This window comes from Aquitalea sp. LB_tupeE (genome assembly GCF_013391415.1).
Classification (GTDB): domain Bacteria; phylum Pseudomonadota; class Gammaproteobacteria; order Burkholderiales; family Chromobacteriaceae; genus Aquitalea.
Window position 1 is genome coordinate 32,799 of the sequence record NZ_JACAXB010000006.1, and the last position, 20,896, is coordinate 53,694.

Annotated in this window: 23 protein-coding genes and 5 tRNA genes; 9 read left to right on the top strand and 19 right to left on the bottom strand. The window is 60.0% G+C overall.

Going from position 1 to position 20,896, the window contains the following annotated elements; all coding sequences use genetic code 11:
* Nucleotides 1-18: 18 nt before the first annotated feature.
* The 4 genes from lolD to HWX34_RS01245 all read right to left on the bottom strand — a co-directional run bounded on the left by lolD (nucleotide 19) and on the right by HWX34_RS01245 (nucleotide 3,023).
* Nucleotides 19-708 carry a lipoprotein-releasing ABC transporter ATP-binding protein LolD gene (lolD, locus tag HWX34_RS01230; RefSeq protein ID WP_178970623.1) on the bottom strand — a complete coding sequence of 230 codons (690 nt, stop codon included), beginning with the start codon at nucleotides 706-708 and terminating at the stop codon, nucleotides 19-21.
* Nucleotides 701-1,948: a lipoprotein-releasing ABC transporter permease subunit gene (locus HWX34_RS01235; RefSeq protein ID WP_178970624.1), complete on the bottom strand. Its 1,248-nt coding sequence runs from the start codon at nucleotides 1,946-1,948 to the stop codon at nucleotides 701-703. The genes lolD and HWX34_RS01235 overlap by 8 nt, the downstream gene beginning before the upstream one ends.
* 13 nt (nucleotides 1,949-1,961) lie before the next feature.
* Nucleotides 1,962-2,174, bottom strand: coding sequence for a hypothetical protein (locus tag HWX34_RS01240; protein WP_370459652.1), 213 nt, complete (start codon nucleotides 2,172-2,174; stop codon nucleotides 1,962-1,964).
* Between the two features lie 75 nt (nucleotides 2,175-2,249).
* A complete protein-coding gene (locus HWX34_RS01245; RefSeq protein WP_178970626.1) occupies nucleotides 2,250-3,023 on the bottom strand; it encodes a C40 family peptidase in 774 nt (257 codons plus the stop codon).
* A 60-nt stretch (nucleotides 3,024-3,083) separates the two neighbouring features.
* On the opposite strand from HWX34_RS01245, the gene HWX34_RS01250 reads away from it, so the two are divergent.
* From HWX34_RS01250 to HWX34_RS01260, 3 genes are all read left to right on the top strand, one after another.
* On the top strand, nucleotides 3,084-4,766 hold the full coding sequence (locus tag HWX34_RS01250) for an AarF/ABC1/UbiB kinase family protein (RefSeq protein WP_178970627.1): 1,683 nt from the start codon (nucleotides 3,084-3,086) through the stop codon (nucleotides 4,764-4,766).
* The gene (locus HWX34_RS01255; RefSeq protein ID WP_178970628.1) at nucleotides 4,767-5,546 is read left to right on the top strand and encodes a hypothetical protein; all 780 of its coding nucleotides are present in this window, start codon (nucleotides 4,767-4,769) and stop codon (nucleotides 5,544-5,546) included.
* A gap of 241 nt (nucleotides 5,547-5,787) precedes the next feature.
* Nucleotides 5,788-6,132: a DUF2325 domain-containing protein gene (locus HWX34_RS01260; RefSeq protein ID WP_178970629.1), complete on the top strand. Its 345-nt coding sequence runs from the start codon at nucleotides 5,788-5,790 to the stop codon at nucleotides 6,130-6,132.
* Between the two features lie 72 nt (nucleotides 6,133-6,204).
* On the opposite strand, the gene HWX34_RS01265 is transcribed toward HWX34_RS01260, so the two are convergent.
* From HWX34_RS01265 to hpnC, 8 genes are read right to left on the bottom strand one after another with little or no spacing between them, the layout of a single operon-like run.
* Nucleotides 6,205-6,384, bottom strand: coding sequence for a zf-HC2 domain-containing protein (locus tag HWX34_RS01265; protein WP_178970630.1), 180 nt, complete (start codon nucleotides 6,382-6,384; stop codon nucleotides 6,205-6,207).
* Nucleotides 6,381-6,941 carry a sigma-70 family RNA polymerase sigma factor gene (locus HWX34_RS01270; RefSeq protein ID WP_178970631.1) on the bottom strand — a complete coding sequence of 187 codons (561 nt, stop codon included), beginning with the start codon at nucleotides 6,939-6,941 and terminating at the stop codon, nucleotides 6,381-6,383. Before HWX34_RS01270 ends, HWX34_RS01265 begins: the two co-directional genes overlap by 4 nt.
* A gap of 2 nt (nucleotides 6,942-6,943) precedes the next feature.
* Nucleotides 6,944-8,308: a DNA repair protein RadA gene (gene radA / locus HWX34_RS01275; RefSeq protein ID WP_131354823.1), complete on the bottom strand. Its 1,365-nt coding sequence runs from the start codon at nucleotides 8,306-8,308 to the stop codon at nucleotides 6,944-6,946.
* A 22-nt stretch (nucleotides 8,309-8,330) separates the two neighbouring features.
* A complete protein-coding gene (locus tag HWX34_RS01280) occupies nucleotides 8,331-8,930 on the bottom strand; it encodes a hypothetical protein (protein ID WP_178970632.1) in 600 nt (199 codons plus the stop codon).
* A gap of 56 nt (nucleotides 8,931-8,986) precedes the next feature.
* Nucleotides 8,987-9,745 carry an SDR family oxidoreductase gene (locus tag HWX34_RS01285; protein WP_178970633.1) on the bottom strand — a complete coding sequence of 253 codons (759 nt, stop codon included), beginning with the start codon at nucleotides 9,743-9,745 and terminating at the stop codon, nucleotides 8,987-8,989.
* Nucleotides 9,746-9,765: 20 nt separating this feature from the next.
* Nucleotides 9,766-11,073 (bottom strand): hydroxysqualene dehydroxylase HpnE, encoded by a 1,308-nt coding sequence (hpnE, locus tag HWX34_RS01290; protein WP_370459651.1) that lies wholly within the window; start codon nucleotides 11,071-11,073, stop codon nucleotides 9,766-9,768.
* Between the two features lie 4 nt (nucleotides 11,074-11,077).
* Nucleotides 11,078-11,923, bottom strand: a complete 846-nt coding sequence (hpnD, locus tag HWX34_RS01295) for a presqualene diphosphate synthase HpnD (RefSeq protein ID WP_178970634.1) — start codon at nucleotides 11,921-11,923, stop codon at nucleotides 11,078-11,080.
* Nucleotides 11,924-11,955: 32 nt separating this feature from the next.
* Nucleotides 11,956-12,768 (bottom strand): squalene synthase HpnC, encoded by an 813-nt coding sequence (hpnC, locus tag HWX34_RS01300; RefSeq protein ID WP_178970635.1) that lies wholly within the window; start codon nucleotides 12,766-12,768, stop codon nucleotides 11,956-11,958.
* 130 nt (nucleotides 12,769-12,898) lie between these two features.
* Between hpnC and HWX34_RS01305 the strand changes: the two genes are divergently transcribed.
* The 5 genes from HWX34_RS01305 (at nucleotide 12,899) to HWX34_RS01325 (ending at nucleotide 13,428) form a co-directional block, all read left to right on the top strand.
* Nucleotides 12,899-12,974 (top strand) — tRNA-Ala (locus tag HWX34_RS01305).
* 25 nt (nucleotides 12,975-12,999) lie between these two features.
* Nucleotides 13,000-13,075, top strand: a tRNA-Glu gene (locus HWX34_RS01310).
* Between the two features lie 21 nt (nucleotides 13,076-13,096).
* A tRNA-Ala gene (locus HWX34_RS01315) sits at nucleotides 13,097-13,172 on the top strand.
* A gap of 51 nt (nucleotides 13,173-13,223) precedes the next feature.
* Nucleotides 13,224-13,299 (top strand) — tRNA-Ala (locus HWX34_RS01320).
* Nucleotides 13,300-13,352: 53 nt separating this feature from the next.
* Nucleotides 13,353-13,428, top strand: a tRNA-Ala gene (locus tag HWX34_RS01325).
* Between the two features lie 46 nt (nucleotides 13,429-13,474).
* Here the strand turns inward: HWX34_RS01325 and HWX34_RS01330 are convergent.
* From HWX34_RS01330 to HWX34_RS01340, 3 genes are all read right to left on the bottom strand, one after another.
* Complete coding sequence (locus HWX34_RS01330; protein ID WP_178970636.1) at nucleotides 13,475-14,137, bottom strand: hypothetical protein; 663 nt, start codon at nucleotides 14,135-14,137, stop codon at nucleotides 13,475-13,477.
* 298 nt (nucleotides 14,138-14,435) lie between these two features.
* On the bottom strand, nucleotides 14,436-15,059 hold the full coding sequence (gene ribA, locus HWX34_RS01335) for a GTP cyclohydrolase II (protein WP_045847162.1): 624 nt from the start codon (nucleotides 15,057-15,059) through the stop codon (nucleotides 14,436-14,438).
* A gap of 83 nt (nucleotides 15,060-15,142) precedes the next feature.
* A complete protein-coding gene (locus tag HWX34_RS01340; protein ID WP_178970637.1) occupies nucleotides 15,143-15,850 on the bottom strand; it encodes a GAF domain-containing protein in 708 nt (235 codons plus the stop codon).
* A gap of 123 nt (nucleotides 15,851-15,973) precedes the next feature.
* On the opposite strand from HWX34_RS01340, the gene HWX34_RS01345 reads away from it, so the two are divergent.
* Nucleotides 15,974-17,053: a hypothetical protein gene (locus HWX34_RS01345; RefSeq protein WP_178970638.1), complete on the top strand. Its 1,080-nt coding sequence runs from the start codon at nucleotides 15,974-15,976 to the stop codon at nucleotides 17,051-17,053.
* 70 nt (nucleotides 17,054-17,123) lie between these two features.
* Here the strand turns inward: HWX34_RS01345 and HWX34_RS01350 are convergent, their stop codons facing one another.
* The 4 genes from HWX34_RS01350 to HWX34_RS01365 all read right to left on the bottom strand — a co-directional run bounded on the left by HWX34_RS01350 (nucleotide 17,124) and on the right by HWX34_RS01365 (nucleotide 20,833).
* On the bottom strand, nucleotides 17,124-18,215 hold the full coding sequence (locus HWX34_RS01350; RefSeq protein WP_178970639.1) for a polyamine ABC transporter substrate-binding protein: 1,092 nt from the start codon (nucleotides 18,213-18,215) through the stop codon (nucleotides 17,124-17,126).
* A gap of 194 nt (nucleotides 18,216-18,409) precedes the next feature.
* Nucleotides 18,410-19,288 carry an Hsp33 family molecular chaperone HslO gene (hslO, locus tag HWX34_RS01355; RefSeq protein WP_178970640.1) on the bottom strand — a complete coding sequence of 293 codons (879 nt, stop codon included), beginning with the start codon at nucleotides 19,286-19,288 and terminating at the stop codon, nucleotides 18,410-18,412.
* 2 nt (nucleotides 19,289-19,290) lie between these two features.
* Nucleotides 19,291-19,878 carry an MFS transporter gene (locus HWX34_RS01360; protein WP_045847157.1) on the bottom strand — a complete coding sequence of 196 codons (588 nt, stop codon included), beginning with the start codon at nucleotides 19,876-19,878 and terminating at the stop codon, nucleotides 19,291-19,293.
* Between the two features lie 127 nt (nucleotides 19,879-20,005).
* Complete coding sequence (locus tag HWX34_RS01365) at nucleotides 20,006-20,833, bottom strand: L,D-transpeptidase (RefSeq protein ID WP_255496529.1); 828 nt, start codon at nucleotides 20,831-20,833, stop codon at nucleotides 20,006-20,008.
* Between the last annotated feature and the right edge of the window lie 63 nt (nucleotides 20,834-20,896).

The following is a 20,896-nucleotide window of genomic DNA, read 5'->3' on the forward strand; positions in this document are numbered from 1 at the left end:
CGTATCGCGCAGAACGACTCAGACGCTCAGCGCTGCGTCCTGCAAGCGGCCTTCCACCAGTCGCAGCGTACGCTGCGCCCGGCCTGCCAGTTCCAGGTCGTGAGTAACGATCACCAGACTGGTGCCCAGCCCGGCATTCAGCTCCAGCATCAGGTCGAACACCTGACGGGCGGTCTGGTAATCCAGATTACCGGTAGGTTCATCAGCCAGCAGACAGGCCGGTTCGGTCACCAGCGCGCGGGCAATGGCGGCACGCTGACGTTCGCCACCGGACAACTCGCCCGGCTTGTGCTGCAGACGCTGAGCCAAGCCGACCCGCGTCAGCATGCTGGCCGCACGTTCTTCGGCTTCCTTGCGCGGCTGGCGGCGAATCAGCAGGGGCATCATCACGTTTTCCAGCGCCGAAAATTCCGGCAGCAGATGATGAAACTGGTAAACAAAGCCCAGCGACTGATTGCGCAACACGCCACGCTCGGCCTCGGACAGCCCGGCCAGATCGCGCCCCAGCACTTCCACACTGCCCTGGCTTGGGGTATCCAGCCCACCCAGCAAATGCAGCAGCGTGCTTTTGCCCGAGCCGGAGGCACCGACAATGGCCAGCCGTTCGCCCTTGTCCACGCTCAGCGATACATCGGACAGCACGGTCAGGTTAAGCCGCCCCTCACTATAGGTTTTGCCCAGATTGTGGCAGTTCAGCACATTACTCATAACGCAGCGCCTCCGCCGGCTGGGTGCGCGCGGCACGCCAGCTCGGGTAAATGGTGGCCAGCAAGGCCAGCAGCAGGGCAATCACGGTAATGGTGCTGACATCGCCCAGCTGAACATCGGAAGGCAGGTAGTCGATCATGTACACCTCGCTGGACAGCAGCTTGGTGCCCAGCACGCGTTCGATCAGCGGCACGATCACATCCAGATTCAAGGCCACCAGCACACCGCCGGCCACCCCGGCCAGCGTTCCGCTGACCCCGGCTACCGAGCCCTGAATCATGAAAATCTTCATGATGCTGGACGGTGCGGCACCGAGGGTGCGCAGAATGGCAATATCCGCCTGCTTGTCGGTCACTACCATCACCAGGGTGGAGACCAGATTGAACGCTGCCACCGCCACAATCAGGGTGAGGATGATGGTCATCATGCGTTTTTCGATTTGCACCGCACGGAAGTAATTGGCATTGGTATCGGTCCAGTCGGTTACCTGATCCTGCTGGCCCAGCGCTTGTTGCAGATTGGCTTTCACCAAGGGAGCCAGCATCGGGTCGTCCAGCTTCAGGCGGACACCGCTAACGGTATTGCCCAGCCGCGACAACACCTGCGCGTCCTGCAGATGGATCATGGCCAGCGAGGCGTCGTACTCGAACATGTCCACCTTGAAGATGCCGATCACGGTGAACTGCTTGTAGCGCGGAATCATCCCGGCGGGTGTGACTGTCCCTTCCGGAGTGAACAGCGTCACCTTGTCGCCCATCCCCACATTCAGCTGCCGCGCCAGCTCCACCCCCAGCACGATGCCGAAGCTGCCGGGCTGCAAGGCCTCCAGCTTGCCGCGCACCATGTGGCGTCCCACATCCACCACCTTGTCTTCCAGCACCGGCTCGATGCCGCGCACCAGGCCGCCCCGCACATTGCCATAGGCGGAAAACAGCCCCTGGCCATTGACGAAGGGCGCTGCCGCCTGCACATGCGCGTCGCGCTCGGCTACTTTGGCCACGCTTTGCCACTGCGGCAGACGGCCGTCAAAGGCGGAAATTTCCACATGGGAAGCCACGCTGAGAATGCGGCCACGGATTTCCTTCTGGAAACCGTTCATCACGGATAGCACGATGATCAGTGCTGCCACACCCAGCGCGATGCCAACAATGGAAATCAGGGAAATGAAGGAGATAAAACCGTTGCGCCGTTTGGCGCGCAGATAACGCAGCCCGATCAGGACTTCGAATGGCCAATGCATGCCAGAATGCCTTTCAGGGCTGGTAGGGGTTGTGCAGGCTTTGCATCAGACGGACCAGGAAGTCTTTCACCTGCATCTCGTCACAGCCCATCAGAATGGCATCTTCCAGCGCGTCCTGCGCCATCTGCTGCAATTCTTCCAGGTTCTCGTTCATGACCTTGATCTTTTCCACGCAGGCCACAATGCCGCCCTGCGGATCTTTCCATACCGGTATGTCGATATTCATTGCCATGGCTGGCTATTCCTGAAAACGCAATGCCCGCACAGGCGGGCATGGAGGTGATGACCAACCGCCAGCTTGTCAGTTGGCGGGTTTCTTCTTTTTGCCGTGGCCGGATTTGGCCGCCTTGGCAGGCTTGTCAGCCTTGCCGCCATGCGCGGACTTGCTGCCCTTGCCGGCTTTTTTCTTGCTGCTGGCCGCTTCGGCCACCGGCTTGCACTTCTTGCCCTTGCGGCACTTCATCTTCGGCGCCGCAGCAGCCCCGCTTCTGGCCGCCACACTGTCATTGGCGCTATCCACTTCGTCTGCCGCAGCCACGGTGTTGACGTTGCTGCGATTGATGCGGCGGGCACCGTTCCAGCGGCTTTGCCAGTAGCTCTGATTCAGGCTGACCACTTCGATGTTGCGCCCCGTGCGCGGCGCATGGATGAACTTGCCATTGCCCATATACATGCCGACATGGGAATAGGCAAAACCACGGGTATTGAAAAAGACCAGGTCCCCGGCCACCAGTTCACTTTTATCGACAGGCTTGCCAATGCGGGCCATTTCGGCGGAAGTACGCGGCAAATTGACCTTGAGGGATTTCTGGAATACATAACGGACAAAGCCGCTGCAATCCAGGCCGCTGACCGGAGAATTGCCACCAAAACGGTAAGCAACACCCAACAGGCTCATGGCCTGCAGCAGCAAATCCCCTACAGCATCCTCGCCAGGCGAGGCATACTTGGCAATGGGGTCTTCCGAGGCCTCGACCTTGGGCCGTGCTTCCTGCGCAGTTTTTTCAGGTGCGGCCTGGGCAAAAACCATGACGCCAGCAAGCATCACGGCGAGTAATCGGAGTTGCAATTTCATAGGCCGCACTCTATCGGACAGGGACGGGAGTGTAAAGCCAACTTGGACACCAGATAGCCCATGCTCAGAGAAACTCTTGTTGCAATGCGTGACCTTCCACGCCTGAAGGAAATCAGCGGCATTCTCATTCGCCACGGTCTGGGGGAGTTTGCCCAGCGCCTGCGCCTGCCGCGCGCCATGGAAAAAGCCGGCGAATGGCTGAACCTGCATTTGCCGGATGCCGACGCCGGCCTGCCCACCCCGGTGCGGGTGCGGCTGGCCTTCGAGGAACTGGGCCCTACTTTCATCAAGCTGGGGCAGATCCTCTCCACACGGGTGGATGTCTTCCCGGCCGAGTGGATTGCCGAATTCGAAAAACTGCAATCCACCGTACCGCCGGTGGACCCGGCCTCGGTAAGGCTGCTGGTGCAAAAAGCGCTGGGCAAGCCACCGGAAGAATTGTTTGCCAGCTTTGACGACAAGCCCATCGGCTCGGCCTCCATCGCCCAGGTTCACTTTGCCACCCTGCACGATGGCAGCCAGGTGGCCGTCAAGCTGCGCCGCCCCGGCATTGTCGACAAAGTGGATGCCGACCTGCGCATTCTGGCGCACCTGGCCACGCTGATCGAACTGGAATTCCCCGACGCCCGCCGCTTTCAGCCGGTAGAAATCGTCAGCCAGTTTTCCCGCTCGCTCAAGCGCGAGATGGACCTGGCGGTGGAAGCGCGCAATATGGAACGCTTTGCCCGTGATTTTGCCGACGATCCGCAAGTGGTGGTGCCCAAGGTGTACTGGGATTACACCAATCCGGCAGTCAATGTGCAGGAACATATCAACGGCCTCTCCGCCAGCAAGCTGGACCAACTGGCCCTCAGCGGGCTGGACCCGGTGCTACTGGCCAGCCGCGGTGCGGATGCAGTGCTGAAAATGATTCTGCTCAACGGCTTTTTCCACGCCGACCCGCACCCCGGCAATGTGTTCTTCCTGGCGGAACACCGCATCGCCTTCATCGACTTCGGCATGGTGGGACGCATCAGCCATGGCCGCCGCGATGAAATCGTCGACCTGCTGGCGGCACTGGGTGAGCGCAACGAACACGCGATGATGGATGTGTTGATCGAGTGGACCGGCAGCACACCGGTGGACGAGCCAAAGTTTGCCTATGACATCAGCGAGTTCATGTTCCAGTACGAGCATGTGCCGTTGAAGAACCTCAACATCAGCCAGTTGATCAACGACATCATGGCCCTGATCCGCGACCACGGCATTCTGCTGCCACCAGACATGGCCATGCTGTTCAAGGCGCTGATCACGCTGGAAGGGCTGGGCCGCCAGCTGGACCCGGATTTCCAGCTGGTGGAACACATCACGCCCTTTGTGCGCGAACTGATCGTGGCGCGCTACCACCCCAAAACCCTGCTGAAGCGCGGCAAGCTGACCTTGCAGGAAACGCTGGGCATGCTCACCGGCCTGCCGCGCGACATCCTGCGCTTGTCCAAGGACATCCGCCAGGGCAAGTTCCGCATCAATCTGGACTTGCAGCGGCTGGACAGCTTTGGCAAACAGCTGGACCGCAGCACCAATCGCCTGACCATGGCCATTGTCACCGGCTGTCTGATCATCGGCTCGTCCATCGTCATGACAGTGAACGCCGGGCCCAAGCTGTTCGGCCTGCCCTTCTTCGGCTTCATCGGCTTCATGATTGCACTGTTCAACAGCGTATGGCTGATCTGGTCGATCTGGCGCTCAGGAAAGGAGCTGTAAATGCGTCTGCTGTTACTTGTTGCGCTGTTGCTGGCCAACCGCGCCGCCCAGGCTCTGCAATTTGTGGAGCTGAACTGGCGTGCGCCCAGCGAACTGCAAGAGGCCTTGCAGCCACAACTGCGGCCGGATGAACGGCTGAGCGCGATGGACAACAAGCTGATCATCGACGCGAGCCCGGCACGGGAAGCCCAACTGGCTGCGCTGGCCAGACAACTGGACGTGCGCCCGGCCAGCCTGCGCCTTGAAGTCAGCCAGTCCGGCAGCAGTGCACAAGCGCAATCCGGAGTGCAAGTGCAAGGCAATATCAGCATCGGTCGCATCATGCCCGGTCAGCCGGGTAGCAAGCTTGCCCTGTCCGCTCAGCAAGACAGCCGCGCACAATCCGGTCAAGTTCTGCAAAGCCTTACCGTGCTGGAAGGACGCAGCGGCTTTATCCAGCTGGTGCAAAGCCGTCCCCTGCCCTGGCTGCTGCTGACACCGCAAGGCAGCCTGGTGCGTGGCAGCAGCATGCAGGATGCCATTACCGGCTTTTATGCTCGTCCGCGCCTGAACGGGCAGCGGGTCAGCATCGAACTGGCCGTCAGCCAGCAGGCCTTCAGCGGGGCACAACGCAATGGCAGCCAGCTGTCCACTACGGTGGAAGGCAGGCTGGGTGAGTGGCTGGAGGTGGCCCGTACCACGCAGGACAGCCAGGGGCGGGAAAGCCTGCTGATCGGCAGTGGCCAGCGGCAAGAACAGCAAAGCAACAGCGTGCGGATTCGGGTACTAGCCTTGCCCTGACAGCCGCTAACAAACACCCGGCTGCTGCGTTGCGCCTCCTTGCCATATTTTTATGTACTGCCTGCATCGGCGCGCCTTGCCCAAGGGGCGCTACGCTATTTTGTTAGCCGCGCCAAGTCGTCCGTCCGACGGGCAGGACAGACAGTCGGCAACGCGTAGATGACAATGAAATGTGCAGGGGCTTGCATTTGCAAATAGTAATGATTATCATTTGCAAAACTTATCCGAACAGGAGCCACTCATGAACGCAATGCTGGTAGGCGCAGATACCCTGGGCAACATCCCTTCCGTCCTGCAGGAACATGGCATCCAGATTCACCGCCACCTGAGCGGTCGCAACAGTTCGCACCAGCGCAAGCTGGACCGCCTGCCGGCAGGAACTGACTTGCTAATCCTGTTTACCGATTTCCTCGGCCACAACGTAATGCGCCACTTCCGCTCGCTGGCGGCAGAACAGGATATCCGCTTCATTGCCTGCCGCCGCTCGGTGTGTGCGCTCAAGCAATCGCTGACCGGTGCCGGGCTGTGCGAACAGGCTTGTGCCAGCTGTCCGCAGCGCAAGGCCCAGGACAAGAAGGCCCACTAGGCTAGCCGCCCCATGAAAAAGCCGACCTTGAGGTCGGCTGGCAAGTACAGGCTGTTCAAGCCACGAGGCGGGCTATTCGCCACGCCCGGCCTTGCGCGCAGACTGCTGCAATACCTGCAGCTGATGCGAAAACTGGCGGCAGTTGCCACACATCCACAGATGTACACGCAGCCGTATGTGATCCCACTGGTTCAGCGGTTGGTCCAGCCCTTGCGATATCAAACGGCTGGCTTGTCGGCAATTGATGTTCATGCCCTGGCCTCCCCGGTCCAGCGAATTTCGAAACATTCGCGCAGACTCATGCGTGCGCGATACAGCAGTACTGAACAGTTAGTCGCAGTAATGTCCAGATTGTTACAGATTTCGGCAATGTCCAGCCCCATCACCTCGCGCATGACAAAGGCCATGGCGGTGCGGCGCGGCATCAACTCGGAACAGCGTTCGAACACTTCCCAGAACTGACGGGACATCAAGGACTCTTCCGGGCCGCTCCAGGCCTTGATCTTGTCCTGCCAGTGGCCATCCTTGCTGAACAGGCCGTCAAAATCGCTATCGTCGGTTTCATCCTCCAGCGATTCAAACAGCACCTCCTTGCCCTTGCGGCGCAAGCGGTCCACCAGCTTGAAGCGCAGGATGGAAGTCAGCCAGGTACGCAGGCTGGATTTGCCGTTGAAGCTGTCACCAGACTCCAGTGCTGCCAGCACGGTTTCCTGCACCACCTCGTTGGCGGCATCACGATCCCGCAACTGGGCCAGCGCATAGCGCTGCAGGTAGCTCAGTTCCGCTTCCAGGTCTGCATGGGAAATCATGCTCAGTCTCCGCGACAGTAATCAACCGCATGCTCCAGCCGGTCGACGGTAATCACTTGCAAACCTTCAATCGGCTGACGCGGCTTGTTGGCCGTGGGCACCAGCGCGCGGGTAAAGCCCAGCTTGGCCGCCTCTTTCAGGCGCTCCTGGCCGCGTGATACCGGACGCACTTCACCAGCCAGCCCCACTTCGCCAAACACCACCAGTTTTTCTGGCAAAGGCTTGTTACGCAGGGACGACACCATGGCCAGGATGACGGCCAGGTCGGCCGCCGGTTCGCTGATCTTGACCCCGCCCACCGCGTTCAGGAATACATCCTGATCGAAACAGGCCACGCCGCCATGACGGTGCAGCACCGCCAGCAGCATGGCCAGCCGGTTCTGTTCCAGCCCCACGGTGAGGCGTTTGGGCTGCATGCCGTGACAGTCATCCACCAGCGCCTGCACTTCCACCAGCAAGGGGCGTGTACCTTCCTGCGTGACCAGTACGCAAGAGCCAGGCACATCGTCGCGGTAGGACGACAGGAAAATGGCCGAGGGGTTGGACACGCCCTTGAGCCCGGTTTCGGTCATCACGAACACACCCAGCTCGTTGACCGCGCCAAAGCGGTTCTTGATGGCGCGGATCATGCGGTGGCTGGAATGGGTATCGCCCTCGAAATACAGCACGGTGTCCACCATGTGCTCCAGCACACGCGGCCCGGCCAGCGAGCCTTCCTTGGTGACATGGCCTACCAGCAAGATGGTGGTACCGGTCTGCTTGGCCATGCGGGTGAGCTGGGCCGCGCATTCGCGCACTTGCGATACCGACCCCGGTGCCGAAGTCACTTGCTCGGTGTACAGGGTCTGGATGGAGTCGATCACCGCCACTTCCGGCTGCTCTTGCTTGAGCGTTTCCAGAATGGCTTCCAGGCGGATTTCCGCCAGCAGGTTCACCTGGCTGGGGTCGACCGCCAGCCGTGAGGCCCGCAAGGCGATTTGCTGCGGGGACTCCTCGCCCGACACATACAGCACCTTGCGCCGCTTGCCGATTACCGCCAGCGCCTGCAACAGCAGGGTGGATTTGCCAATGCCGGGGTCGCCACCAATCAGGATGACCGCACCGCGTACGATGCCGCCGCCCAGCACGCGGTCCAGTTCGTCGATGCCGGACGGGTCACGCGGGACTTCCTCGGTCTTGACCTCGGACAGCACTTGCACGCGGGCATTGGTGGTAGACCAGGATTGAAAACGCGGGTTGCTGCTGGCGGGCGTGGAGACGGCCTCTACCAGGGTGTTCCAGGCGGAACAATGCGGGCACTGGCCCTGCCATTTCGGCACTTGGCCGCCGCACTCGGTGCAGCTGAAAACAGTTTTGGTTTTTGCCATCAGGAAAAGCGCAGGAAGGGGTTCAACCGGGATTGGCGTTGTTGGCGTCCTCTGCCGGAGCCTCGCCACCGGCGGCCGGCTTGTTGCCATTGAGTTTCTGGATGATGTTGAGCAGACGTTTCTGGTCTGGTTCGCCGCTGCTGCTGGCCTTGGATTTGGACTTTTCACCACCGCCATTCTTGCGAATGGCCGCCAGAACGGCGGCCACTTGCGGATCGGTCTTGGCTTCTTTGTCCGCCTCTTCGCTGGTCAGTGGCGGCGGCGCATTGGCCACCGCGCCTTTGGGTGCCGAGGCCGTACTGGATGACTTGCCTTCCGCAGGCGAACTGGTGCCAGCTTTCGCAGCAGACGCTTCGGCATGACCGGCGGCACTGTCTGCCGGTGGTTCCATGGTTTCCAGCTTGTTCTTGGCCATGTATTCGTTCATTTCACGCCAGCCGGCGTAAATGGCTGCGGTATCGGCGTCCGGATTACGCCGGAAACACTCTTCCAGCGAGCGGCCAGTCTGACGACAAGCAGCACCCAGTGCCTTGTGTGCCTCTTTGGACAGGCCGGATACATTATTGACCCAGTTGCAGCCGGCCAGCACCGCCAGCAAGGGCAGAATCCACAGACTCTTCATGCATTACCCCCATTTGCCATCCGCCACAGCCGCACAGGCCACGGAGCAGATGCAGCTTATTCGCCTTTTTTACTGCGCAGGTCCAGCTCGATGATTTCGCCGCTGCGGCCCTTGCTGTCAGCCGACAGCCAGTACAGCAGATAGGGCATCAGTGTGGCCAGGTCCGCCCGTTCGCTCTTGGCTTCGCCCGGGTGGGTGCGATTGCGCTGCGGCGAATTCACCGGTCCCGGAATCAGCTGGTTGACGCGCAGATTGGGGTAAACGTCCCATTCATCGGCAGCAACCTTGGTCAGGTAGTTCAGCCCGGCCTTGGATGCACCAAAGCCCCCCCAGTAGGCAGCAGGATGCAGGGAGTGGCTTTCCCCCATGAACAGTACGGAGGCATCCGGCGACTCTTTCAGCAGCGGCAGGCAGGCACGGCTGAGCGCAAAGGGTGCCACGGTATTGATGCGGTACTGATTCATCCACTCGTCAATGCCCTGATTGGACAAGGGCGACAAGGCATAAAAATGCGAAGCGCAGTGCACGATGCCGTCCAGGCGGCCCAGCGTCTGCTTGATCTGGAAAGCGGCATTGCCCAGTTGCTCGTCTGTTGCCGTCAGCAAATCCAGCGGAATGGCTGCCGGCTCCTTGCCGCCTGCGGCCACGATTTCATCGTAGACCTTCTCCAGCCCTTTTACGCTGCGCGCCAGCAATACGACATCCGCACCATGTGCGGCAAACGTCAGCGCGGCTTCCCGGCCTACCCCTTGCGTTGCGCCCGTCACCAGAATGACGCGGCCTTCCAGACAATTCTTGGCAAATGTTTGGTTCATTTTGTTTTTTCAGCTGCGAGTCACCTGTCGGCAACTCTTGATGATGGCAAATCCTGCATTAACTGGCGGGCCGCACTCAGACCGCTGCGCACCGCACCTTCCAGCGTGGCGGGATAATCAGGGCACAGCCAGTCCCCCGCCAGATAAACCGATTGTACCCTGCTACGGCAGTGTGGTCTTGTCAGACCCACGCTTGACGCAAAGGTGGCGCGCTTCTCCACGATCAGTTGCCGCTCCAGCGGCACCAGCCCGTTGAGCGCCGGCAACAGCAGCTCGACATCCGCCTGCACCTTGTCCAGCAAGCTCGCGCGATCCAGGCTGCGCACAGCTGGCGGCGGTGCACTGATGACAGCCGCCAGCAAGCCTCGCTCACCCGACAGCGCCTGGCGGTCAAACAGCCAGTCCAGCGTGCCGCCCTGCAAACCCGTCATGGGAACCGGCATGGTGATGTCGGCATCGTAGCGCAGGTATGCGGTATATATCGGCCAATAATGAAATGCCTTGATCTGACTGTGCAGTTGCGGCTCTTGCAGCAGTTCGGCCGCATGATATGGCGCTACTGCGAGGATGGCGGCATCAAACAGCTCGCCATCCACCATAACGCCCTGCGCTGCCGGGCTGATCTGCGCCACCCGCACACCCGCACGCCATTGCAGGCCCTGTTCGCGCAGCCAATGCAAAGCCGGGCCAGGAAACAAGGCGGTCAGATCGCTACGCGGCAACAGCAGGTCGCTAGCGGCACGACTCGCCCCCAGACTGTCGCGCAGCGTGGTGGCCAGAATCTGCATGGAAGCCAGCTCCAGCGGGGTATTGAGCGCCGACAGCACCATGGGCCGCCAGAACTGCTCCACCAGATGGGCCGACTGCCCTTGCGCGGCCAGCCATTGGGCCACCGTCATGTCTTGCGGCAAGCGCCAGCCTTGCCAGCGCAAGCCCTGCAAGGCGCGGGCCAGTTGCCATTTGTCCCACCAACCAATACCGCTTGCCGTCAGCAGGCCGGCCAACACATGCAAGGGGGCAGGCCAACGCGGGCATTGCATGCGCATGCCGCCCTGGCGCTGCCAGACCAGCGGCAACCGCAGCATGGCTGTTGCCTCGTCAACGCCCACCTTGCGCATCAGTTGCAGGCATTCGCGATAGGCACCAATCAGGATGTGCTGACCATTGTCCAGCAGGCTGGCGCCACTATTCAGGCGGCGGGCCCGCCCGCCAGGTTCGCGCCCGGCTTCAAACAAGGTCAGCGCGGCTTGGCCGGCCAGCTCCACCGCGGCGGCAAGCCCGGCCCAACCCGCACCGATAATGGCAATTTTCGGTCTGGCGTTATTCACACCATCAGGCCTTGTAGCCCAGCGTCCAGGTGCGCCATGCCAGCCACAGCTTGCGTACTGGCGTCAGCGACAGGCGCTGGTTCAGCACCTTGGCCGGGCCATCCAGCTGGATTTCTTCCAGCGTGGCGCGGTAGATGGCGGCCATCAGCAGGCCGGGACGCTGGCTCTTACGGTCCACCGCGGGCAGCAGCTCCCAGGCGCGGCGGTAATATTCACGCGCACGCTCAATCTGGAAGCTCATCAGCGCAGCAAATTCCGGGCTTTCCTTGTAGTGCATCAGGTCGCTGGCCGGCACATTGAAGCGCTGCAGCTCCTCTACCGGCAGGTAAATGCGGCCACGGCGCGCGTCTTCGCCCACATCGCGAATGATGTTGGTCAACTGGAAGGCGATGCCCAGTTCATGCGCGTATTTCAGTGTCTGGCGGTCCTGATAGCCGAAAATCTGCGCCGCCAGCTGGCCCACCACGCCTGCCACACGATGGCAGTACAGCAACAGGTCCTGGAAGCGGTCGTAACGGGCAAAGTCCAGATCCATCTGCATGCCGTCGACAATCTCCTCCAGCAGGTTCTGCGGCAGGTCCAGCGCGGCGGCATGCGGCTTGAGCGCCAGCATCACCGGATGCTCGGGCTGGCCGTGGTACAGCTTTTCCACTTCACCCCGCCACCAGGCCAGCTTGGCACGGGCAACGTTTTCGTCGTGACATTCGTCCACCACATCGTCCACTTCGCGGCAGAAGGCATACAGTGCGGTGATGGCATCGCGGCGGTCTTCCGGCAAGAAGCGGAAGCTGTAGTAAAAGCTGGAGCCGCTGCTGGCGGCCTTGTCCTGACAATACTGCTGCGGCGTCACACGCCTCTCCTTTGTATGTGTATGGTTGCTTCTTATTTGGCGCGCAGCGCACGCCACAGCATGTAAACCCAGTCGCGCCAAGTCAGCACCGGGCGCTGGCGGAACACATCACCGCCACTGTCGTGCAGTTTTTTGAGGATGCGCTCGCCACCCATGATGATGAGGCGAAGCTCCAGACCCAAGCGCCCTTTGAGCACCTTGCCCAGCGGGGCACCAGCTTGCAGCATCTTGCGGGTGCGTTCGATCTGCGCCAGCATCATCGGCCGCCACAGGCCGGTGGCATCGCGCCCGGCAATCTGTGCTTCGCGGATGCGGAATTTTTCCAGATCATCCAGCGGAATGTAGATGCGGCCCTTGTTCCAGTCCACCGCGACATCCTGCAGGAAGTTGATCAATTGCAGTGCTGTACAAATACCATCGGACATGGCCAGGCTGCGCGGGTCGTTCTCGCCATATAGCGCCAGCATCAGCCGCCCTACCGGGTTGGCTGAGCGACGACAGTAGTCCACCACTTCGGCAAAGTTCTGGTAACGGGTTTTCACCACGTCCTGACTGAAGGCCGACAGCAAGTCATAAAACGGCTGCATTGGTAGTTGGTGCTGGCTGATGATGGTGGCCAGATTACGCATCAGCGGCATGGCCGGGATGCCGCCATCGCGGATGACATCCAGCTCGTCACGCAAGTGGGCCAGTTCGCGCAGGCGCTCGTCAGGCAGTTTGTCACCTTCGTCCGCCACATCATCGGCATAGCGGGCGAAATGATAGATGACATGCACCGCACGACGCATGCGTCGTGGCAGCAAGATCGACCCGACCGGGAAGTTTTCGTAGTGACCAACCGACATCGGCAATCCAACCCTGTCATTGCAGAACGGGTGATTATAGCGCAGGGCTGGCGGTAAATTTTTTTTCGCAGATCCCTTTACAGCCGCGGACAGCCTGTCTATACTGCGCCCCACTGTGAACGACAGACACGGGGCTATAGCTCAGCTGGGAGAGCGCTTGCATGGCATGCAAGAGGTCAGCGGTTCGATCCCGCTTAGCTCCACCAAAGGTCTTTACAGGTTTTGCCTAGGGTCCCCATCGTCTAGAGGCCTAGGACATCGCCCTTTCACGGCGGTAACCGGGGTTCGAATCCCCGTGGGGACGCCAAGAATTCGATGTAGTACCCGTGGGGGTATAGCTCAGCTGGGAGAGCGCTTGCATGGCATGCAAGAGGTCAGCGGTTCGATCCCGCTTATCTCCACCACAATTCAGATACTGATGACATCGCCTGACGGGTTTCATCAGTCCAGCATTCGGGGGTATAGCTCAGCTGGGAGAGCGCTTGCATGGCATGCAAGAGGTCAGCGGTTCGATCCCGCTTATCTCCACCACTACACAGTCAGCTGGCCGATGGCTCCAGACCATCAGACAGACAAAGCAATACGGGGGTATAGCTCAGCTGGGAGAGCGCTTGCATGGCATGCAAGAGGTCAGCGGTTCGATCCCGCTTATCTCCACCAACACAAAAGCCGGAATCACACGATTCCGGCTTTTTCTTTGCCTGCGTCAAACGGCTGCCGTCCCCGGCGGCCCCAGCAGCGGCACCAGCTGTGCCAGCCTTGCCTGTACCTGCAACAGCAGCGGATGCTGCGCCATGCCAAAGCCCTCGCCAACCAGCGCCAGCACAAAGCGGATGCCGTGCAATACCAGCACGGCGGCTTCTTGCTCTTGTGGCAGCAAGACATTGTCACCAGGCCGTTGCCGTCGCCGCCGCTCCGCCACCCGCGGCGCAAATGCTGGCGATGGCAGTTCTCCGGCCTGCCTGCTGTACAAGCGATAAGGCAAGGGCCAGTCATCCACCACAACGGGCTGTCGCCCGGTCAGCTCCTGCAGCACCTGTCCCCATTCCTCAACCAGACGCACCAGGCGTTCCAGCCCGCTCCTGGCCTGTCCTCGGCCACCCTGCATCATCTGCTCGCGCAAATGCTGGACGCGCCGCAGCAGAAAACGCAGCTTGGCCAAGGCCAGCTGACGCGCGTCTTCATCCCGTCCGCTACCGGCACGTCGTGCCAGATCATCCAGCATGGCCACCCAGTCCAGAAACTCGGTCAGGGTGGCACTTTCCTTTACATCATCCCCATCAGGCATGCGCCGTGACGCTTTGGTGCGGTGGGCTTGCGGTTCAGCCATGGCGTTGAACCAGACATTCTGCTTGGCGGTGATTTTCATCGCGATGCCTCACTTGGCGGACTGCCACCTTATCTTCAATTATTTCTTGTTTTATTTTAAACCTATCGGCCAGTATCACAAATACTTGAACCGGAGCACAGCAAGCGCGGCACCCTTCTGCAATTCACAGGGCAAGGACGGGAGAAGATGGCAAGAGACGGGAGGGCTGCGGACTCAATCAGCAGGTCGGAAGGGCCAGCCATGGAGGGGTCTGCGAAAACGTATCAAATGAGTTTGTCAGCAGAATAATGCCAGCGCATGGCGCTGGCATCGGGGAAGTGCGGCAAAAAAGGAATGATCAGGAGAACAGCATGTGGCCCAGCTTGGCAGCCTTGGTATCCAGGTAACGATCGTTATGCGGATTGCGCCCCACCATCAGCGGCACCCGTTCCACTACGTCGATTCCGGCAGTCTTGAGGGTTTCCAGCTTGCGCGGGTTGTTGGTCATCACCCGCACGCTCTTGATATTCAGCGCATCCAGCATATGGCGCGCCACGCGGAAGTCACGCATGTCCGCCGGGAAGCCCAGTTGCTCGTTGGCTTCAACCGTGTCCGCCCCGCCATCCTGCAATTTGTAGGCGCGGATCTTGTTGATCAGACCGATACCACGACCTTCTTGCCGCAAATACAGCAAAGCACCACGGCCTTCCTTTGCAATGGCTTCCAGCGCAGCTTCCAGCTGGAAACCGCAATCGCAACGCAAGGAGAACAGTGCGTCACCAGTCAGGCATTCCGAATGCAGGCGTGCCAGCACCGGCTCACCATCGGCCACGTCGCCCATGGTGAGCACCACATGTTCGCGCCGGCTGTCCTGCTCCTCAAAGCCGTGCATGGTGAACACCCCGAATGGCGTAGGCAGCTTGCAACTGGCCACGTAATCAACAACGGGTTCAATCTGCGGGTTGGGGTATTGCGCGGCCATGCTTGCTCCGGAATCTGTTCGGGAAACTTCGCGCTTGCTTCGCGAAGCCATGTGGTGGGGAATGTTCCGTAACTGAGGGCAATTTACGCCTTTTCAAGCGGCGGCATGGCAGCAAACGGTGCGGCCAGCACAATGGCCAATGCTGCCAGCCATACCTGACGGCTGGCATCAAAGTAGCCCAGCTGACTGGATTCGGCATCCAGAATACCCAATACCCGGTCATGCTCATCCACGATGGGCAGGCAGACTTCACTCTTCACCTTGGGGTCGCATTCGTAGTAGCCACCACCTTCGGCGCGCCAGGCGGCGACATCGTCAATCAGCACGCCCCAGCCGGTCAGGCCAACACGGCTGTTATTGCTGCCTGCAGCAAATTCTTCGGTCAGCGGGAATTCAGCCCGGCTGGGCAGGCCCTGGTAGGCCAGCTTTACCAGACGGGCATCCTTGCCCTCACCGGCGCGGCGATAAATGCCCAGCCAGTCTGCACCGATCCTCTGGTTGACCGAATCGACCAGTGCATTGAAATTGGTCAGCAAGCTGCGTGCAGCTTCGGTTTCGCCGCCAAACCATACCGACAGGTCGTACGGTTCATCAGCCAGCTCCTCCACCAGCGAGCAGGTACCATCTTCGCTCAACTCGGGCACCTGGTAGCGGAACAGATCGCGCTGCACCGGGGGTTTTTCCACATCCAGCACGGCCTGCAAGGTCATGACGGCAATTTGCAATTCGGTTCGATCTAGCTTCAGGCCCTGTTCACGCAGGTAGTCGGTCAGCTGGCGGGTCGGTATCATCAATACTCCTGGCATTGCTTGGAACACAGACAGCCAAACACGGCCAGGCTGCCTGATAAAACGCGTTAGCATACCAATACTGCCAACAAAAGTCGCCCTTCCCTCTGCCTGCATCGCTGCCTCATGACTGCCATTCATATCCGGTTTTCCCCCTTGCGTATCCGCGCGGGTCATCACGCCATCTCCCTGCTACGGCAACACAGCCTGTCCGCCGACAAGGTGGGCAGCCTGCCCGGTGCTGCCGGAGGCCCCAAGGCAATTGGCTTGTGCGGGCTGGATCAGGCGGTGTTCGGCTGGCTGGCCGCCAGTCCGCGTCCGCGCGAGCTGGTGGGCGCATCCATCGGCAGCTGGCGCTTTGCCTGTGCCATGCAGGCCAATCCACAACAAGCCCTGGCCCGGCTGGCCGAACGCTATACCGCGGAATGCTATGCCGACAATGTCGACATCACCGGCATTACCGCACAAACCCGGCTGATGCTGCAGGACATCCTTGGCACGGACGGCCTGCAAGCCATCCTGCAGCATCCGCATTACCGTTTATCGTTGCTGCTGGTGGCATCGCACGGCTTGTTACGGCACGAAACACCGGCCTTGCTACTGCCCGGTCTGGCCCTTTGCGCCACGCTCAACGGCCTTGGCCGCAACTTGCTGCGCCACTGTTTCAGCCGGGTGATTTGCCATGATGCCCGCAGCAACTTGCATTTTGCCCCGCACGATGGCCTGCCCACTCGTTTACTTGCGTTGAGTGAACATAATCTGGCTGCGGCGCTGATGGGCAGCGTGGCCATACCGGGGGTATTGCACGGGGTAAGCCTGCCGGGTTCGGCAGCTGGCGTGTACCGGGATGGCGGCTTGCTGGATTACCACCTGGACCTGCCCTTTGTCTGGCAAGATGACATCACACTCTATCCGCACTTCGGCCCGCGCATCGTGCCGGGCTGGTTCGACAAATTCCTGCCCTGGCGGCAACACCAGCCGTCCCATCACGGCAATACCCTGTTGCTTTGCCCTTCCGCTGACTATCTGGCACGGCTGCCTGGCGGCAAGCTGCCTGACCGCAGCGACTTCAAACGCTATCGCGGCCAGGACAAGCTACGCCAGCAACAGTGGCGTACAGCCTGCAGCGAAAGCCAGCGCCTGGGGGACGCCTGGCAGGAATGGCTGGCGCGCGGCTGCCCGCTGGATGTAGTGGAAGCGCTCTAGTTATTGCGGCTGGATGACCAAAGAAAAAGCCCCCGTTCGGGGGCTTTTCTCTGAGGTCAGGCAATATGGCTCAACCGGCACGGCCCAGCTTGAAGTTCTGCCACAGACGCGAATAAATGCGCAGGGTTTTCGGGTCCACCGACTTCATGATGAAGCCCTTCTTCACATCATCCGCAGTCGGGAAGATGCTGCGATCGGACAGATATTTCTTGTCGATGAAAGGACGCGCAGCCAGGCTGCCCGGTGCATAGGTCACCTTGTTGGCATTGGCAGCAGCAACATGCGGGTCCAGCGTGTAGTTGATAAAGGCCAGGGCGTTGGCAACATTGGCGGCATCCTTCGGAATGGTCATGCTGTCCACCCAGAAGGCCACGCCGGTCGACGGCATCAGTACCTTGATATTGACACCACGCTTGGCTTCTTCGGCACGACGTTTGGCAATGTTCAGGTCACCGCCGTAGCCCATGGCCAGGCAAACGTCACCATTGGCGATGTCGTTGATGTAACCGGAGGAGGAGAACTGGGTGATGCTGCTACGGATGGCAGCCAGTTGCGGTGCCACGGCCTTGTAGTCAGCCTCGTTGTTGCTGCCTGGCTGCTTGCCATAGTAGTGCAATACTTTGGGCAGGACGTCGGAGGCCGAATCCAGAATGCTTACGCCGCAGGATTTCAGCTTGGAAGCATATTCCGGCTTGAACAGCAGGTCCCATTCATTGGCCGGCAGCTTGCCGCCCAGAGCCTTCTTCACCTTGTCTTCGTTGATACCCAGGGTAATCACACCCCAGAAGTAAGGCACGGCAAACTTGTTACCCGGGTCGGAGGCCTCCATCAGCTTGAGCAGGGCCGGGTCCAGGTTCTTGTAATTGGGGATCTTGCTCTTGTCCAGCGGCTGGAACAGGCCACCCTTGATACCGACTTCCAGCACATTATTGGACGGTACGGTGATGTCGTAGCCGGAATGACCGGTCACCAGCTTGGCATTCAGGGTTTCCATGCTGTCGTAGACGTCGTAACGCACCTTGATACCGGTTTTCTTGCTGAAATCCGGCACGGTGGTCGGTGCAATGTAATCAGACCAGTTATAAATGTTTACAACGGGTGCGCCAGCCTGAGCTGCCAGTGCAGTGGCAGCCAGCAGGCCGCCAATAATCATTTTTTTCATTGTTTCCCAACTCCTTCGGTACAGGTTTGTTGCATCATGCCTGTTTAGCATATCAGTACATTTGTGATCAAATCTACCATTTCCTTAAACAGCCTGCGTCTGCTGCTTGCGAAAAATGCCATGCAAAATGGAAAAAGCCGCCAAATATGGCGGCTTTCATGCCAGCAAGCAAGCTTGGCCTGGCAGTGCACAACTTAATGTCGCGCTTCGCGCACGGCGGCAACCAGGTCGTAATCGAACAGTTCGTTGGCGTCCTCTTCATCAAACACATAGTGCTGGTTGCAGTAGTCGCAGACAATTTCCACACTGCCCTGCTCCACCAGCACTTCGCCCACTTCCTGACCGCCCAGCATCTTCAGCATGTTGCCCACGCGTTCGCGGCTGCAATTACAGGCAAAGCTGACGCCTTCCGGCTCGAACACCCGCACGGTTTCTTCATGGAACAGGCGGTGCAGGATGTCCGCCGCCGGCAGGGTCAGCAATTCATCGGCTTGCAATGTGCCGCCCAGAATGCGGACGCGGTCCCAGCCTTCCGGCTCGCCATGGCCATCCGGCAGGCGTTGCAGCAACATGCCGGCTGCGGTGCTGTCATTGCTGGCCAATACCAGGCGGGTATCCAGCTGCTCGGAACGCAGCATGTAGTTTTCCAGCATCTGGCCGATGCTGTCACCCTCCAGCGCCACAATGCCTTGCCAGGTTTGCGACTTGTCCAGCTTGGGTTCCAGCGTGATGACAAACTGACCGGCACCGCCCAGCAAATCCAGAATGGGAGCTTCGGGCAGGTCGCCATCCCACTTGGCAGTGGCGCGCACCGTGCGGTCATGGTTGCACTCCACCACAGCCAGGCGCAGCGGACCGCTGCCATGCAGTTGCAGGATGAGGGCACCGTCAAATTTCAGGTTGGCCGACATCAGCTGCGCAGCCGCCATCATCTGGCCCAGAATGTTCTTGAGCGGTGCGGGATAGGCACGACGGGCCAGCACCTGTTGCCAGGCACCATCCAGACGCACCAGTGCACCGCGCACCGGTGCGCCATCAAACAGGAATCGTTGCAAAGTATCGTGTTGGCTCATGTTTATTCCTTGGCGGTGTCTTCTGCCACTTCTACGGTATAGACGGTCATCGGCAAGCAGGAATTGACGTCGAATTCACAACCGGCGCGCACGCCCAGCTCGGCGATTTCACGTGCGGTCAAATCCTGCTCGTAAGCGGCAAACATCGCACCCATGGCGAATTTGCGGCCCGAACCTATCGCCCAGAATCGCGAAAACTGGTAGATCTCGCGCATGGGGTAAACACCGAAAATACCGTGGGGATTGGCAATCACCACCATCATCTGACTGGATTCATAAGGGTCTTCCTCGTCCTCTTCCGGACGCAGGTAAAACCCGTCTTTCAATTTGGGATGCAGCTTGCGAAAGGTATCGAAAATACCTTTGCGGCTGGAGAAGTCCTTTTTCTTCAGTTCCTTCAGCGCACCTTGCAACACCAGGTCATGGGCGGCGGAACCGGAAATGGCAAGATAACTGTCTCCATGCTGGAAAATCTTGTTATGGAAACAGTCGTAGTTGGCCAGTAGCTTCTGGTCATCACCAAAGGTGGTCTGGCTGTCGGCGGCAATGGCAATCTGCCCGCCTTTTCTTACTGCCACAATGGTTGTCATTGCCGGATGCGCCTGCTTGCAAGGGAAGGGGCTAATATAGGGCCGCATGGCAAAAATGCAAGCCTGTCCGGCAATATGCAACAAGCCGACTGGCGTCGGCTTGTAACCATGGCTACCCGAACCTTGCTTACAGCACCACGGCAGGCTTTTTGACAGGCTTGAGCTTGTTACCCGCCGAGTTATAAGACTGCGGTGCGGGCAGGGTTTGCGGCTCGGCCTGCTGCTCCGGTATTCCCCCCTTGGGCGGCAAGGACAGCCAGCGCACGGCGGCCAGTTCACCCGGCACCCCGGGCTGGTGCTTGCAGGTCAGGCACACCGGCTTGCCGCTGCGCTCTTTCAAGGCCTGATCCACCCGACGCCCCACCACGGCAACGCCGTGCGTACGCTGCCACTCCAGCAGGCTGTCTGCCAGATGGGGGAAGGACGGGTCATCCTGCTTGTAATGGTTTTTATAGGCGGTGAGCCACAAATCGCCAGCCAGGTCCTGATTCAGCAATACCGTCTGATAGGCGATGGTGACCGCCGCGCCTTTTTGTACGGCATCGGCCAAGCTCAGTGCATCCGGGTTCTTCAGCCGGATGCAGCCATGGCTGCGAAAACCGGGGACGGAAGCCGGCGCATTGGTGCCGTGAAAGCCCAGGCCCAGGCGCGCCTCGCCAAAGCGAATGAAAACCGGGCCAAGCGGATTATCCGGCCCCGGCGGTACGACGGTGAGCACTGGCTTGCCCTGGTTCTTCTGCTCTTCCTGAATGGATTTGGGCACATGCCAGCTGGGGTCACGGTACACCCCGGTAATGGCATAGCTGCCAATCGGCGTCTGGGTCAGCATCTTGCCGACAGCCACCGGGTAAATTCTTTGCAACTGGCCATCCTGATAAAAAAACAGGCGGGCCTGCGGCAGATTCACCACCAGATGCTGACCGGACTGACTCAGCTGAATATCAGGTTCGGGCATGCTGGCAGCCATGACCGACGCAGAACAGGACACCCAGACAGCAGCAGGAACAAGAAAGGAAAG